The following is a 14,174-nucleotide window of genomic DNA, read 5'->3' as shown; positions in this document are numbered from 1 at the left end:
GACGCCGGCCGGCCCGGCCCACCCGCCCACGGACCTCGGCATGCCCGCCTTCCCGCCGTTCCCCGAAGCCGCCCGGCAGGCCGTGGGCGACGGGGTGCTGCGCGCCAACCTCCGGCACGCCACCCACACGATCCGCGACAAACGGGCCCGCGCCGTCGCCGAACTCGCCGACTGGGACCGCCTGCGCGCCGCCGGAAAGGCGGTCAAGGACCACACGCTGCGCCACCTCGACCACTACCTGGTCCAGCTGGAGGAGGCCGTGACCGCAGCCGGCGGCACCGTCCACTGGGCCGTCGACGCCGACGAGGCCAACCGCATCGTGACCGCACTGGTCCTCGCCACCGGCGAACGCGAGGTGGTCAAGGTCAAGTCGATGGCCACCCAGGAGATCGGCCTCAACGAAGCCCTCGCGGCCGCCGGGATCGCCGCGTACGAGACCGACCTCGCCGAGCTCATCGTCCAGCTCGGCCACGACCGGCCCTCGCACATCCTGGTCCCGGCCATCCACCGCAACCGCGCCGAGATCCGCGACATCTTCCGCACCGAGATGGGCCGTTGGGGACGGCCCGCACCCGAGGGCCTCGGCGACGACCCGCGCGAGCTGGCCGAAGCGGCCCGCCTGCACCTGCGGGAGAAGTTCCTGCGCGCCAAGGTCGCCGTCTCCGGGGCCAACTTCATGGTGGCCGAGACCGGCACCCTGGTCGTCTTCGAGTCCGAGGGCAACGGCCGCATGTGCCTCACCCTGCCCGAGACCCTCATCTCCGTCGTCGGCATCGAGAAGGTCGTCCCCACCTTCCGCGACCTGGAGGTCTTCCTCCAGACCCTGCCGCGCTCCTCCACGGCCGAGCGGATGAACCCCTACACCACCCTGTGGACCGGCACCACCGAGGGCGACGGCCCCGCCGCCTTCCACCTCGTCCTCCTCGACAACGGCCGCACCGACACCCTCGCCGACGCGACCGGCCGCCAGGCCCTGCGCTGCATCCGCTGCTCCGCCTGCCTCAACGTCTGCCCCGTCTACGAGCGCGCCGGCGGCCACGCCTACGGCTCCGTCCACCCCGGGCCCATCGGCGCCATCCTCAGCCCCCAACTGCGCGGCACCGCCAGCGCGATCGACGCCTCCCTGCCGTACGCCTCCACCCTGTGCGGGGCCTGCTACGAGGTCTGCCCCGTCGCCATCGACATCCCCGAGGTCCTCGTCCACCTCCGCGAACGGATCGCGCAGGGCGGCCCCGTCACCCGGAACGGCGTCCGCGTCCGCATCCGCCCCGCCCGCGGGCACACCGCCGAACGCGCCGCGATGCGCGCCGCCCGGCTCCTGCTGGACCACCCCGGCGCCCTGAGCACGGCGACACGACTCCTCGCGCGGGCCCGCCGGCTGCGCCCGCGCCGCCTCCCTGGGCCGGGCCGGGCCTGGACCGACACCCGGGAGCTGCCCGAACTCCCCGCGGAATCCTTCCGCGCCTGGTGGACCCGCGAACGGGGGACCCCGCGATGAGTTCGAGGGACCGGATCCTGGCCCGCATCCGCCGGGCGGTGGGGGAGCGCGGCCCGGACGCGGAGGGGGAGCCCGGAGCCTCCGGGCGCGCCGGGGCGCCGGGCTACGCGCGGATCCCGCGGGACTACCTCCGCGTCCACGGGGTGCGCACCCCGCAGGAGAGCGCGGACCTGCTCGCCGCCCACCTCGCGGAGTACCGCGCCGCGGTCCACCGCACCGACCGGCACGGCCTGCCCGCCCTGCTGGCCGGCCTGCTGGACGCGCGCGGCGCACGGACGGTGCTCGTCCCGCCCGGCCTGCCCCCGTCCTGGCTCTCCCGGGCCGGGCAGGCCCGCGTCGCGGACCGCGCCGCTTCCACCGCACGGGAGCTGGACGCCGTGGACAGCGTGGTGACCGGCTGCGCCCTGGCCGTCGCCGAGACGGGCAGCATCGTCCTGGACGCCGGCCCCGGCCAGGGCAGGCGCCGGATCACGCTGATCCCGGACCACCACGTCTGCGTGGTCCGCGCACCGGAGCAGGTGGTGGACTCCGTACCGCTGGCCCTGGCGCTGCTGGACCCGGCCCGGCCGCTCACGTGGATCTCCGGACCCTCCGCCACCAGCGACATCGAGCTCGACCGGGTGGAAGGAGTGCACGGCCCGCGGACCCTGGAGGTCGTCCTGCTGACGGCTGCGGAAGACTGACCCCCATGTCCGCACACATCGCCCTGACCGCCCTCGTCGTCCACGACTACGACGAGGCCATCGACTTCTACACCCGCGCCCTCGGCTTCGACCTGGCCGAGGACACCGCCCGCCCGGACGGCACCCGCTGGGTGGTGGTCCGGCCGCCCGGCGCGAAGGAGACCGCGCTGCTGCTCGCCCGCGCCAAGAACGACGCGCAGCGCTCCCGCGTCGGCGACCAGACCGGCGGCCGCGTCGGCTTCTTCCTCTACACCGACGACTTCGCCCGCGACCACGCCCGGATGGCGGCCGAGGGCGTCCGCTTCCTGGAGGAGCCGCGGCACGAGGCGTACGGCTCGGTCGTCGTCTTCGAGGACCTGTACGGCAACCGCTGGGACCTGCTCCAGCCCGCGGCCTGAGCCGGCGCCCTCACCGCGCCCGGTCCGGCGCCAGCCGCGGCGCCTCGCGGGCGGCGTCCACGGGTGCCGTCCCCCGCCCGTCGCCGCGCCGCCCGGGACCGGACGGCGCGGTGCCGTTCCCGGCGGGCTCCACGCGCCCGGCCAGGGCCACGGCCCAGCGGACCAGCCCCGGCACGTCCACCCCGTACGGGCCCCCGTCCAACCCGTCGATCCCGGCGGCCCCGCGCCGCAGCAGCCGGGCCCCGCCGACGTCGTTCCCGCGGGCGGCGTGCGTCAGCCCGACCGCGAGCTGGGCGAGCCCGCGCCACAGCGGCGCCGCCTCCTCGGGCCCCGACTTCCAGGCGTCCTCGAACACCTCGTGCGCGTGGAACGGCATGCCGGCGTCCAGCAGCCGCTGCGCCTCCGCGACCGTCTCGGCGGGGGTCCGCACCACCCCCTCGGGCTGCCGCTCCACCCCGCCGGCCCCGTAGGGCAGCGGCCGCCCCAGCCCGTCCCGGGGCCGCGCACTGCGCGCCCGGCCTTCGCCGTCCCGATCCCGTGTGTTCACCCCCTCATCCTCCCTTCCGGCCGTTACCCGTGCATGCACACCCCTCAGCGTGGGGTAATGTTCTGCATGTGCCGCCGCGACGGGGGAAACCCCAGGTCGCAAGCACATCGGGACGTGGCGCAGCTTGGTAGCGCACTTGACTGGGGGTCAAGGGGTCGCAGGTTCAAATCCTGTCGTCCCGACCAGCGTTTACGCAGGTCGGAGGCCGTTCTCTCATCCATGGGAGGGCGGCCTTTCGCATGTCCGCGGCCTGGTGGCCGCACGCACGGTCCGGGACCGGGCCGCGCTCAGGCGAAGGGCACCCGGACGGCCGGAGCGTCGCCCTTCTCGGACGGGTGGTGCCACACTCCCTCCGCGGCCAGCCGGGGCAGCACCCCCTCGCCGAACCAGTACGCCTCCTCCAGGTGCGGGTAGCCCGAGAAGACGAACTCGTCGATGCCCAGCGCCGCGTACTCCTTGATCCGATCGGCGACCTCCGCGTGGCTGCCGACCAGGGCGGTGCCCGCGCCGCCCCGCACCAGGCCGATCCCTGCCCAGAGGTTGGGATGGATCTCCAGGCCGCGCCGGTCGCCGCCGCCGTGCAGGGCGAGCATCCGCTGCTGTCCTTCGGACTCGCTCCGGGCGAGTCCCGCCTGTACGGATGCCACCGTCTTCTGGTCGAAGCCCGCCAGGAGCCGGTCCGCCTCGGCCCACGCCTGCGCGGAGGTGTCCCTGGTGATGACGTGCAGCCGGATGCCGAAGCGCACCCGGCGCCCCCGCCGCGCGGCGAGCTCCCGGATCCGGGTGATCTTCTCGGCCACCTGGGCCGGAGGTTCGCCCCAGGTGAGGTAGACGTCGACGTGCCGGGCCGCCACCTCGCCCGCGATCGGCGAGGAACCGCCGAAGTAGACCTCGGGGACCGGATTCGGCCCGGCCGCGAGCCTCGCGCCCTCGACGCGGAGGTGTTCGCCCCGCAGGTCGACCGTCTTGCCTTCCCACAGGGCCCGGACGATCTCCAGGAACTCTCCGGTGCGGCGGTAGCGGGCGTCCTTGTCGAGGAAGTCGCCGTAGGCGCGCTGCTCGTGGCTCTCGCCGCCGGTGACCACGTTGAGCAGGAGCCGGCCTCCGGTCTGCCGCTGGAAGGTGGCGGCCATCTGGGCGGCGAGCATGGGGGAGACGAAGCCGGGACGGAAGGCGACCAGGAACTTCAGCCGTTCGGTGTGCTGGGCGACCATCGCCGTGGTCAGCCACGCGTCCTCGCACCAGGCGCCGGTCGGGGTGAGCGCGCCCACGAAGCCCAGGTCTTCGGCGGCGCGGGCGATCTGGCTCAGGTAGGCCACCGTCGGGGGCCGGTCGCGTCCGCTGGCGGTGGCGGGCGTGCCGTGGCCGCCGCCGACGACATGGCGGCTGTCGCCGTTCGTGGGCAGGAACCAGTGGAAGGTGAGGGACACGGGGCGTCTTCCGTTCAGGAGGGCCCGGGGGTCCGACGGGCCCCCGGGGGATGGTCAGAGCAGGCCGTGGCGGGGCGGCCGGGTGCGGTTGAGCACGTACCGTCCGATGTGCTGGATCTTCCAGCGGACCGGGTCGTGCAGCGTGTGGGTGCGGGCGTCGCGCCAGAACCGGTGCAGGTTGAGGGAGTCGGCGGCCGAGCGGGTCCCGGCCACCTCGAAGAGGGCTGCCGACACCTCCACGGCGGCCTGCGCGGCCAGTACCTTGGCGGCTGCCACGGCGACGGACGCCTCGGCCGCCGTGTCGTCGCTGAGGTCCGCGCGGGCGGTGTCCACGGCCCGCGCCGCGTCACCCAGGAGCGCCTTCGCAGCCCTGACCTGGAGGGAGAGTTCCCCGAACCGCTGGATCAGCAGGGGGTCTTCGGCGGCCGAGTCGACACCGCTCTCGAACCAGGGACGGCTCTCGGTCCGGACGAACCGCGCCGCCTCCGTGAGGGCGGCTCCGGCGATGCCGGCGTCGATCGCCGCGTGCAACAACTGCGCCACCGCGCCGTGCAGCTGCGGCCCTTCGAAGGTGAGGTGGTGCGGCAGGACGCGGTCGGCCGGCACCCGTACGCCCTCCAGGCGGACGGTGCCGCTGGCGGTCGTGCGCTGGCCCAGGCCGTCCCAGTCGTCGACGACGGCGAGGCCCGGGGCGTCACGGGGCACGTAGGCCACGTGCAGCGTCTCGTCGGCCGTGCGGGCCAGCACGGGGATCCAGTGGGCGAAGAGGGCGCCGGTGGAGTAGTGCTTGACTCCGGTCAGGTCGTACGCGCCGTCGGGCCGCCGTTCCAGGCGGGTGCGGATGTCCTGGACGTGCTTGGTGCCCGCCTCCGACTGGGCGTTGCCCAGACGCGCCCCCGACAGCAGCTCGGCGAAGAAGAACTTCTGCTGTTCGCCGGTTCCCTGGCGCCGGATCACGTTGACGTAGGCGAAGTGGCTCTGCGGGATCTGGGCGAGGCTGGCGTCGGCGGCGGCCAGCAGCCGGAAGACCTCGGCGAGGGTCTCGGCGGAGACGTCGGCCCCGCCGTGTTCGGCGGGCACGGTCACGGCGAGCAGACCGGACGCGGAGAGCCGGTCCAGCTCCGCACGCGGCAGGCGGCGTTCGGCGTCCCGTGCGCAGGCGCCGGCACGGAACTCCTCGCCGCCCGCTCCGGCGCCTACCGCGGGCACCTGACGCTGCCGCCCAACTACGAGATCACCAGCGGTGATCTGGGCATCCGTCGCAACAAGGCGGTGGAGGCGATCACGTTCGGAGCCGGGGGCACCATGCTCACCAGCGCCGTCGAGGGGCCGCTGCTCCAGGACGGCCCGGAGCCGACCCTGCAGCACGGCGCGCCCGTCCGCGTCACCCAGCAGAGCCGGGACGGCGAGGTGCTCGGGCAGTTCGCCTACCCGCTCGAAAGGATCTTCACCGCGCCCGACGGGTCCAGCACGTATCCGCCCGACACCGGCGTGCCCGCGATCCTGGCCCACCCGGGTGACCCCGGTCGCTACCTCGTCCTCGAACGCACCTGGGTGGCGGGCGCGGGCTACAAGATCCGTCTCTTCGACACCACCACCCGGGGCGCCACCGACGTCCGGCGCATCGACTCCCTCAAGGGGCACAAGATCGTCCCGATGCGCAAGAAGCTCGTCGCGGACCTGGCCACCCTGGGCCTGTCCAGGGTCGACAACACCGAGGGCATGACCTGGGGTCCGACCCTGCCGGACGGCGAACGCACCCTGGTCCTGGTCAGCGACGACAACTTCGCCGAGGACGCGGTCACCCAGATCGTCGCCCTCGGCATCCGCTGAGCCGCCGGTGACCGGCGGGCGGGCGGAGCGCTGCCGGCTCCGTCCGCGCGCCGGCGAGCCGGGTGCTCAGTCCCGGTGGAGGGTGCGGAACCGGTCGGGGGCGGCCGGGTCGCGGTCGGCGACCTGGACCGGGGGGTCCGGCCATTGCCACAGCCGGGTGCCCGGCGGGCGGGTGAACCGGATCGGGCCGCGGGTGCCCTCGACGGCCGCATCCGGCCAGGACGCGGCGATGCGTGCCCGGTCCGTGCCGTGGGAGCGCAGCGCGGCGGCCAGGACGGCGATCGTGTCGTAGCCCTCGAAGGCGACGAACGAGGGTGCCTCGGCCAGTCGTTCGCGCAGGGCCCGCTCGACCCGTGCGCCGAGCGGGCCCGGGCGTTCGGGCAGGTAGCGCAGGAACGGGACCCCGGCGCCGTCGGCGCCCAGCAGCGCCGCCCACGAGGGGAACTCCGGCTGGCCGGCCGGAGCACCGATCAGGATCTCGGCGAGCCGGGGGTCGCGGCGGACGGAGACGACGAGCGGCACGGCCGGCTCCGGGTGGCCGACCAGCAGCAGGAGGGCCGTGGCGCGATGGGCGACGAGCCCGTCGCACACCTGCGCGGGGGAGAGCGTGCTCGCGCCGAGTTCGACGACGGTGCCGCCGTGCGGTGCGAGGCGCTCGCGCAACAGGCGGATCCCCGAAGACCAGTAGACGCTCGGCTGCGCCGCCACGGCGATGCGGCGGTGTCCCGCGCGCAGCAGGAAGTCCGCGTACGCGTGCCAGCCGCGGGACTGCGGCGGGGCGAGGCGCGCGACCCGGTCCGTCGGCCGGTCGGTGAGCGCGTCGAGCACCGCCGACGAGCAGAGGTAGGGCACGCCGAGGGCGTCGGCCCGGGCGGCGACGGCGCGGGCGACCACGCTGTGGTACTCCCCGGCCAGGGCCGCCACGCCCAGGCCGGCCAGTTCGTCCACGGCCGCCGCGGCCCGCCGCGGGTCGGCCGCGGTGTCCCGGACCAGCAGTTCGAGGGGCGCACCGCCGATTCCGCCGGTGTCGTTGACCTCGCCGACGGCCAGCTCCATGCCGGCGAGCAGGTGGCGGCCCGCATCGACCCAGCCGGGGCGGGTCAGCGGAACGAGGGCGCCGATCCGCACCCCCGATGTCCCGGCCGGCGCCGGGACGGGGACCGGGGTGGGTGGTGGTGTGGTCATGTCTTCTTCTCCCGTGGGGCGTTGCGCGGCGTCCGGCCGGGCCGCTGCGGGCGCACGGGGGCGGATCGCGGCCCGGCGGCCGTTCGGTGTCATGGTCTCAGGGGCTCCGGGGGCCTCGTAAGCGCCGTAGCGGGGTCGTGCGGTCGGCTCGTCTTCGAGAGCGCGGTCACGGTGTGGAGGGCGGTGCGGGGGCGAAGGGGCCGTCCAGGGCGGCCCATTGGAGGAGCAGGATGGTCTTGCCGTCGACGATGCGGCCGTCCCGTGTCATGGCGAGGGCCTCGGCGAAGGGCAGTTCGAGGACCTCGATGTCCTCGCCTTCCTCCTCCAGACCGCCGCCGGTGCCGGTCCGGTCGGCCGGGGTGTAGGCGGCGGCGAAGAAGTGGAGGCGTTCGGTGACGGAGCCGGGGCTCATGTAGGCGTCGAGGACGTGGGTGAGCGGGCCGAGGGCGACGCCCAGTTCCTCGGCGCTCTCGCGCCGGACGGCGGTGGGCGGGTCGTCCGCGTCGAGCAGCCCCGCGGCCGCTTCGACGAGCATGCCGTCGGGGTGGTCGTTGACGTACGCCGGGTAGCGGAACTGGCGGGTGAGCAGGACGCGGCGGCGTCCGGTGTCGTAGGGCAGGACGACGGCGCCGTTGCCGCGGTCGTACGTCTCGCGCTGCTGGGTTTCCCAGCGTCCGTCGCTGCGGCGGCGGTCGAAGGTGGTGCGGCGCAGGACGTGCCAGCCCCGGGAGGTGAGCTCGACGTCGCGGACGACGACGTCCGGGTTGCGGGCCAGCCCGCGTCCGGCGCGGTCGAGGCCGGTGCGGCCGCGGTGGTCGGGGGTGTCGGTGCCGGGACGGTCCGTCATGCGGTCTCCTGCGGGGTGCGGCGGGGGATCTCGGCCGGGTCGCGGTAGACGGGCAGGCCGCGGCGCCGGGCGGTGGCGACGTCCTGGTCGGCCCCGGCGGAGTCGCCGGGCAGTCGCAGTACCGCGTCGCAGTGGGCGAGCAGGCGGTCGGCCGTGGGGTACAGGACCCGGTCGGCGAGGGGGTCGGTGGGGCCCGCGCCCGCCGAGCGCAGGACGGGCAGGGCCACCCACTCGCCGATCACGGGGAGGTGGCCGGCGGCGAAGACGGGCCACGCGGCCGCTTCGAGGCGCGCGAGGTTGGCGGCCATGGCCCGCGGGTCGCCGCCGGCGCCCGAGCGATACGGGCCGGCGATCAGGATGAGCAGCGGCTTGTCGGTCATGGGGCGCTACCATACATGCAGAATCATGCAAGAACAGGAAGGAATGTACATGCTGGCTGCTGAACGGCGTGACCATCTGCTCGGGCTGCTCGCCCGCGAGGGCAAGGTCGTCGCCAAGGACGTCGCCGCCGAGCTGCGGATCTCCGAGGACAGCGTCCGGCGCGACCTGCGGGACCTCGCGGCCGAGGGGTTGTGCCAGCGGGTCTACGGCGGCGCGCTGCCCGTGTCGCCGGCCGTGGCGGACTACGCGGCCCGGCAGGCCGTGGCCCCGGACGGCAAGCGCAGGGTCGCCGCGGTGGCCGCGGGCCTCGTCAGGCCGGGCGGCGCGCTGATCCTCGACGGCGGCACCACCGCGCTGGCCGTGGCCCGCGCCCTCCCGCAGGACCTGGACTGCACCGTGATCACCCACAGCCCGACGATCGCCGCGGCCCTGCTGGAGCATCCGAGGGCGGAGCTCTTCCTGCTCGGGGGCCGCGTCTTCAAGCACTCGGCGGTCACCTGCGGGGCCGCCGCGGTCGAGGCCGCGCAGAACGTCTCCGCCGACCTCTTCCTGCTCGGCGTCACCGGGGTGCACCCCGAGGCCGGGCTGACCACCGGCGACGCGGAGGAGGCGGCGATGAAACGTGCCCTGGCCGCACGGGCCGCGGACACCTACGTCCTCGCCTCCTCCGAGAAGATCGGCACCGCTTCGCGGTTCCGCGTCCTGCCCTGGGAGGGGGTCAGCGGACTGATCACCGACGCCGACCCCCGCGACGCGGTCGTCGAACAGCTCAGGGCGACCGGCGTGGAGATCCTGACGGCCGGCTGACGGCCGACCGCGCCCACCACCGTTCGCGCGACGACCCACCGGCCGGCGGCGCCCCCCTCCGGACCGCCGTCAGCCCGCCGTGCCCGCCGCCGCCGGGCCGGGGCGCACCGCCCTGCGGACCTCGGTGAGGTAGGCGGCCATCGCGTCCCGGTTGCGGGTGAGCTGGCCGATCCGCTGCGACATGCGCGCGCACTCGTCCTCCAGCAGCGCGATCGTCTCCGGCGTCGGGTCCGGGATGTCGATCCGGCCGGGCGGCCCGAGGCAGGGCAGGATCTTGCGGATCGTCTGCGTGGGCAGCCCGGCGTCCAGCAGGCCGCGGACCTGCTGGACGCGGTCCACGCAGGGCTCCCCGTAGTCGCGGTAGCCGTTGGCGCACCGCTGGGAGGCGATCAGCCCCTGCTCCTCGTAGTAGCGCAGCATCCGGCGCGAGACACCGGTGCGGTCCGACAAGTCCCCGATGCGCACGGTCGCTTCCCCCCTGCGGCGCCCCCTGGCGCCCGTTTCCGGATCCGGCTTGACCTTCACACCAGTGGAAGGGTTCGAGCATGCTGCCATGTCGAGTACAGACCTGAACAGGGAGCCCTCGCCCGCCCCCGACGACGCACGGCAGCCCACCGGTGCGCCGCCCCGGCCGCCGAGCGTCCCGCCCCGTCCGCAGAAGCTGCCCCTGGCCGCGCTGCTCGCGCTGGCGACCGCCGTGTTCATCACGAGCCTCACCGAGACGCTGCCCGCCGGACTGCTGCCCGCGATGAGCGCCGACCTGCACGTGAGCGAGGCCGCCACCGGCCAGACGGTGACGGTGTACGCCCTCGGCACCGTGCTCACGGCGATCCCGCTCGCCGCCGCCACCGCCGGAGTGCGCCGCCGTCCGCTGCTGCTGTCCGCGATGGCCGGATTCGCCGTCGCCAACACCGTGACGGCGCTCTCCCCGTACTACCCCCTCACCATGGCCGCCCGGTTCGCCGCGGGCGTCGCGGCCGGACTGGTGTGGACGCTCCTGGCCGGCTACGCCCGCAGGCTGGCCCCGCTCCACCTCCAGGGCCGGGCCATCGCGGTGGCCATGGCCGGCATCCCCGTCGCGCTCTCCTTCGGCGTGCCCGCGGGCTCGTTCGTCGGCAAGGCCATCGGCTGGCAGGCGGCCTTCCTGCTGATGACCGGGCTGACGCTGGTCCTGCTGGGCTGGATCCTGGCCGCCGTCCCCGACCAGCCGGGCCACCCGGCGCGGAAGGGGCCCTCAGCGTCGATGGCGAGGGCGCTCGACGTGCCCGGCGTCACCCCGGTCCTCTTCGTGACCTTCGTGTTCGTCCTGGCGCACACCATCCTCTACACCTACGTCTCCCCGTTCCTCGACCACCTCGCCATGGGCGGCCGGACGGACCTCGTCCTGCTGCTCTTCGGCGCCGCCTCGCTGCTGGGCATCTGGGCCGTCGGGACCCTGATCAACCGGCGGCTGCGCGCGCTGATGATCGCCGGTACCTGGCTGATCGCGGTGGCCGGTACGGCCCTGGCACTGCTCTCGGGGACGCCGGCGGCGGTGTACGCGGCCGTGGCGCTCTGGGGCCTGGGCTGGGGCGGCGCACCGACCCTGCTGCAGACCGCGGCGGGGGACGCCGGCGGGGAACAGGCCGACGCGGCGCAGGCCATGCTGGTCACCCTGTGGAACGTGGCCATGGCGGGCGGCGGAGTGGCCGGCGGCCTGCTGCTGGACGCGTTCGGCACCGGGGCCCTGCCGTGGAGCGTGCCGATCCTCCTGGTCCCCGTACTGGCCGTCGTGCTCGGCGCCCGTACGCACGGCTTCCCGGCCCGCCCCAGGGCATCCTGACGGTCCGGGACCCGGGGCCGGTCCCCGCCCCTGGGGGAACCGGCCCGCGGGCGGGCGCGGTCAGTCGGCGGCGGGGAACCTGTCCCAGGCCCGGTGCCCGGCCATGGCCCGCTTCAGCTGCTTCAGCGCGGCCGCGGGAGTCGCCCGGAAGACGATGCCCGGTTCGTCCGCCCCGATCCCGGCGGCGTCGAGGACCCGGGAGGCGCTCTTCCAGCCGCCGATGGCCTTGCCGTGCCGGTAGGCCTCGGTCAGCAGCAGCAGGACCCGCGGGTCCGGGCCGTCGGAGCGGGCCGCGCCGGCCTTGGCGTCCCGGGCGCCGCGGGCATCGGCGGCCGGCCCGGGGACGCCCGCGAACAACAGGGCGTCGAACTCGACGGAACGGGCGGTGGCGAAGGTGCGCTGCACCGTGACGGGGTTCTTCCGCGGGCCCAGGGTGCCACCGGTGGGCGCGATCACCAAGGGCACCATCCCGTCGGCCAGGACCGCGTCGCGCACGGTCCGCACCCCGGCGAGGTCCCCGCCCGGGTCCGCGACGATGCCGATCACCCGGCCGTCCAGCGGCCACTCCCGCCCCACCTGCGAGAGGGCCGGGCTCGGGCCGGGATCGGCGAGCGGGACCGTGGCGGCCGGTGCGGGCAGGCCGAGGCCGGCGGCGACCTCCGCGCAGAGCCGCGGGTCGATGTTGGCCAGGACGGCCAGGGTGCGCTCCTTGACGGCCTGCTCGTAGCACTTGGCCAGCTCGAAGGTGTAGGCGGCGATGATGTGCTCGCGCTCCACCGGCGTCATGCTCAGCCAGAAGAGCCGCGGCTGGCCGAAGTGGTCGGCGAACGAGGCCGGCGCCTCGCGGACCTTGCGCGCGGCGGGCAGTTCGACGGGGACCTCGATGAAGGCGCCGTCGTCGGCTCCGGCGAGGAACGGGCAGCCGCCGTCGAGGCTGTTGGGCCGGTAGGGGGCGACACCGGTGTGGACGGCGGTCTGGTGCGCGCCGTCGCGGAGCATGTCGTTGACGGGGGCGTGCGGCCGGTTGATCGGGATCTGCCCGAAGTTGGGGCCGCCGAGTCGGCTGATCTGCGTGTCGAGGTACGAGAAGAGCCGCCCGGCGAGCAGCGGGTCGTCGGTGACGTCGATGCCGGGGACGAGGTGGCCGGGGTGGAAGGCGACCTGCTCGGTCTCGGCGAAGTAGTTCGTCGGGTTGGCGTTCAGCGTCATCAGGCCGATCGGCACGACCGGCGCGACCTCCTCCGGGACGATCTTCGTGGGGTCGAGCAGGTCGATCCCCTCGAAGGTCTGCTCCGGAGTGTCGGGGAAGGTCTGGATGCCGAGCTCCCACTGCGGGAAGGCGCCGGACTCGATGGCGTCGGCCAGGTCCCGGCGGTGGAAGTCCGGATCCGTCCCGTTGGTGAGCTGCGCCTCCTCCCAGACCAGCGAGTGGACCCCGAGCTTGGGCTTCCAGTGGAACTTCACCAGGGTCGTGGCGCCCTCGGCGTTCACCAGGCGGAAGGTGTGGACGCCGAAGCCCTCCATCATCCGCAGCGACCGCGGGAGAGCGCGGTCGGACATGTTCCACAGGGTGTGGTGCGTGGCCTCGGTGTGCAGGGACACGAAGTCCCAGAACGTGTCGTGCGCGCTCTGCGCCTGCGGGATCTCGCGGTCGGGGTGCGGCTTGCCGGCGTGGATGACGTCGGGGAACTTGATCGCGTCCTGGATGAAGAAGACCGGGATGTTGTTGCCCACCAGGTCGAAGGTGCCCTCGCCGGTGTAGAACTTCGTCGCGAAGCCCCGGGTGTCGCGAACGGTGTCGGCCGAACCGCGCGAGCCGAGGACGGTGGAGAACCGCACGAAGACGGGCGTCTCGACGCCCTTCGCCAGGAACGCCGCCCTGCTGACCTTCGCCGCCGTGCCGTACCCCTGGAAGACGCCGTGCGCGGCCGCGCCGCGCGCGTGGACCACGCGCTCCGGGATCCGCTCGTGGTCGAAGTGCGTGATCTTCTCGCGCAGGTGGTGGTCCTGGAGCAGGACCGGTCCGCGCGCCCCCGCCTTGAGCGAATGGTCGCCGTCCGGGAGCCGGGCCCCCTGCGCCGTCGTCAGGTACGCCCCGCCCTGCGCCATGGCGGCCCGCGGCGCGCCGGTCGGCTGTCCCGTGGGGCCGAGGGTGTCCGGGCCGGTCTGGTCGGGCTTCGGGGGCAGCGGTTCGCGCGGCCGGGTCGGCTCCGCGACCGCGGGCGGCCGGGGCGCGGGCTTGCCGGGGATGCCCGCGGGTCCCGCGGTGGCGCCACCGCGCCGGACGACCCGCCCGGAGGCGGCGCCCTTGGCCGCTGCGGGCTCTGCCGCCTTCGGGGGGCGCTTGGCCGCTGCGGGCTCTGTCGCCTTCGCGGGCCGCTTCGGCGCCGCCGGCTCCAAGGCCTTCGCCTTCGCTTTCGCCTTCGATTTCGGGGCGGGCTTCGTCGTCTTCTGCTGGGCCATGGCGGGTGTCTCCTCTTGCCTCACGCGGTGGGCGCGGGTGCCGGCGGTCCCCGGGTCCCCGGGCCACCCTTGCGCCCGCGCCGGGCCCCGGCACCCCGGGGACGGCCGTACCGGTGACGGCTTCCCTCCTGCGCCCGCTCCGCGGCGCCGGTGCGGAGGGCGCCGTGCGGGCCAGGTGGCCGCGCCGTGATGCGGGTCGCCCGCCCGGCGCCCACGATGGGACCCTGCCGCCCGTTCCGCCACCGGCGCCCACGATGGGACCCTGCCGCCCGTTCCGCCA

14 protein-coding genes and 1 tRNA gene are annotated in these 14,174 nt (G+C 75.0%); 7 read left to right on the top strand and 8 right to left on the bottom strand.

All coding sequences use genetic code 11. The annotated features are described in order from the left end of the window. Positions 1-40 precede the first annotated feature (40 nt). Genes CP968_RS06095 through CP968_RS06085 form a run of 3 tightly spaced genes read left to right on the top strand, consistent with a single transcriptional unit; the run spans position 41 to position 2,579 of the window. On the top strand, positions 41-1,498 hold the full coding sequence (locus CP968_RS06095; protein WP_150517014.1) for a lactate utilization protein B: 1,458 nt from the start codon (positions 41-43) through the stop codon (positions 1,496-1,498). Continuing rightward, complete coding sequence (locus CP968_RS06090) at positions 1,495-2,181, top strand: LutC/YkgG family protein (protein WP_150517013.1); 687 nt, start codon at positions 1,495-1,497, stop codon at positions 2,179-2,181. Before CP968_RS06095 ends, CP968_RS06090 begins: the two co-directional genes overlap by 4 nt. Positions 2,182-2,186: 5 nt before the next feature. Then, positions 2,187-2,579 (top strand): VOC family protein, encoded by a 393-nt coding sequence (locus CP968_RS06085; protein WP_150517012.1) that lies wholly within the window; start codon positions 2,187-2,189, stop codon positions 2,577-2,579. A 10-nt stretch (positions 2,580-2,589) separates the two neighbouring features. On the opposite strand, the gene CP968_RS06080 is transcribed toward CP968_RS06085, so the two are convergent. Continuing rightward, complete coding sequence (locus CP968_RS06080; protein WP_229886242.1) at positions 2,590-3,126, bottom strand: DUF309 domain-containing protein; 537 nt, start codon at positions 3,124-3,126, stop codon at positions 2,590-2,592. A gap of 108 nt (positions 3,127-3,234) precedes the next feature. Here CP968_RS06080 and CP968_RS06075 point away from each other — a divergent pair. Continuing rightward, positions 3,235-3,311 (top strand) — tRNA-Pro (locus CP968_RS06075). Positions 3,312-3,413: 102 nt separating this feature from the next. On the opposite strand, the gene CP968_RS06070 is transcribed toward CP968_RS06075, so the two are convergent. Together CP968_RS06070 and CP968_RS06065 are read right to left on the bottom strand one after the other, a co-directional pair. Further along, complete coding sequence (locus CP968_RS06070) at positions 3,414-4,556, bottom strand: LLM class flavin-dependent oxidoreductase (protein WP_150517010.1); 1,143 nt, start codon at positions 4,554-4,556, stop codon at positions 3,414-3,416. Between the two features lie 54 nt (positions 4,557-4,610). Beyond that, positions 4,611-5,765, bottom strand: coding sequence for an SfnB family sulfur acquisition oxidoreductase (locus tag CP968_RS06065; RefSeq protein ID WP_150517009.1), 1,155 nt, complete (start codon positions 5,763-5,765; stop codon positions 4,611-4,613). Here CP968_RS06065 and CP968_RS06060 point away from each other — a divergent pair, their 5' ends adjacent. After that, the gene (locus CP968_RS06060; protein WP_150521755.1) at positions 5,766-6,389 is read left to right on the top strand and encodes an esterase-like activity of phytase family protein; all 624 of its coding nucleotides are present in this window, start codon (positions 5,766-5,768) and stop codon (positions 6,387-6,389) included. A 66-nt stretch (positions 6,390-6,455) separates the two neighbouring features. Here the strand turns inward: CP968_RS06060 and CP968_RS06055 are convergent, their stop codons facing one another. From CP968_RS06055 to CP968_RS06045, 3 genes are all read right to left on the bottom strand, one after another. Then, positions 6,456-7,574: an ABC transporter substrate-binding protein gene (locus tag CP968_RS06055; RefSeq protein WP_150517008.1), complete on the bottom strand. Its 1,119-nt coding sequence runs from the start codon at positions 7,572-7,574 to the stop codon at positions 6,456-6,458. 166 nt (positions 7,575-7,740) lie between these two features. Beyond that, positions 7,741-8,421, bottom strand: a complete 681-nt coding sequence (locus tag CP968_RS06050; protein WP_150517007.1) for an NUDIX domain-containing protein — start codon at positions 8,419-8,421, stop codon at positions 7,741-7,743. Next, the gene (locus CP968_RS06045) at positions 8,418-8,801 is read right to left on the bottom strand and encodes a DUF4406 domain-containing protein (protein WP_167536768.1); all 384 of its coding nucleotides are present in this window, start codon (positions 8,799-8,801) and stop codon (positions 8,418-8,420) included. Before CP968_RS06045 ends, CP968_RS06050 begins: the two co-directional genes overlap by 4 nt. Before the next feature lie 49 nt (positions 8,802-8,850). On the opposite strand from CP968_RS06045, the gene CP968_RS06040 reads away from it, so the two are divergent. After that, a complete protein-coding gene (locus tag CP968_RS06040) occupies positions 8,851-9,609 on the top strand; it encodes a DeoR/GlpR family DNA-binding transcription regulator (protein WP_167536767.1) in 759 nt (252 codons plus the stop codon). Between the two features lie 69 nt (positions 9,610-9,678). On the opposite strand, the gene CP968_RS06035 is transcribed toward CP968_RS06040, so the two are convergent. Then, positions 9,679-10,074: a MerR family transcriptional regulator gene (locus CP968_RS06035; RefSeq protein ID WP_150517006.1), complete on the bottom strand. Its 396-nt coding sequence runs from the start codon at positions 10,072-10,074 to the stop codon at positions 9,679-9,681. An 88-nt stretch (positions 10,075-10,162) separates the two neighbouring features. Here CP968_RS06035 and CP968_RS06030 point away from each other — a divergent pair, with 88 nt between their 5' ends. Beyond that, positions 10,163-11,431 (top strand): MFS transporter, encoded by a 1,269-nt coding sequence (locus tag CP968_RS06030; protein ID WP_150517005.1) that lies wholly within the window; start codon positions 10,163-10,165, stop codon positions 11,429-11,431. Positions 11,432-11,491: 60 nt separating this feature from the next. Here the strand turns inward: CP968_RS06030 and CP968_RS06025 are convergent, their stop codons facing one another. After that, positions 11,492-13,894 (bottom strand): catalase, encoded by a 2,403-nt coding sequence (locus tag CP968_RS06025; RefSeq protein WP_229886240.1) that lies wholly within the window; start codon positions 13,892-13,894, stop codon positions 11,492-11,494. Between the last annotated feature and the right edge of the window lie 280 nt (positions 13,895-14,174).

The sequence above is a fragment of the Streptomyces subrutilus genome (assembly GCF_008704535.1).
Lineage (GTDB): Bacteria > Actinomycetota > Actinomycetes > Streptomycetales > Streptomycetaceae > Streptomyces > Streptomyces subrutilus.
Note: the sequence above shows the minus strand (reverse complement) of the source record. Positions and strands in the feature narration are given on the sequence as shown.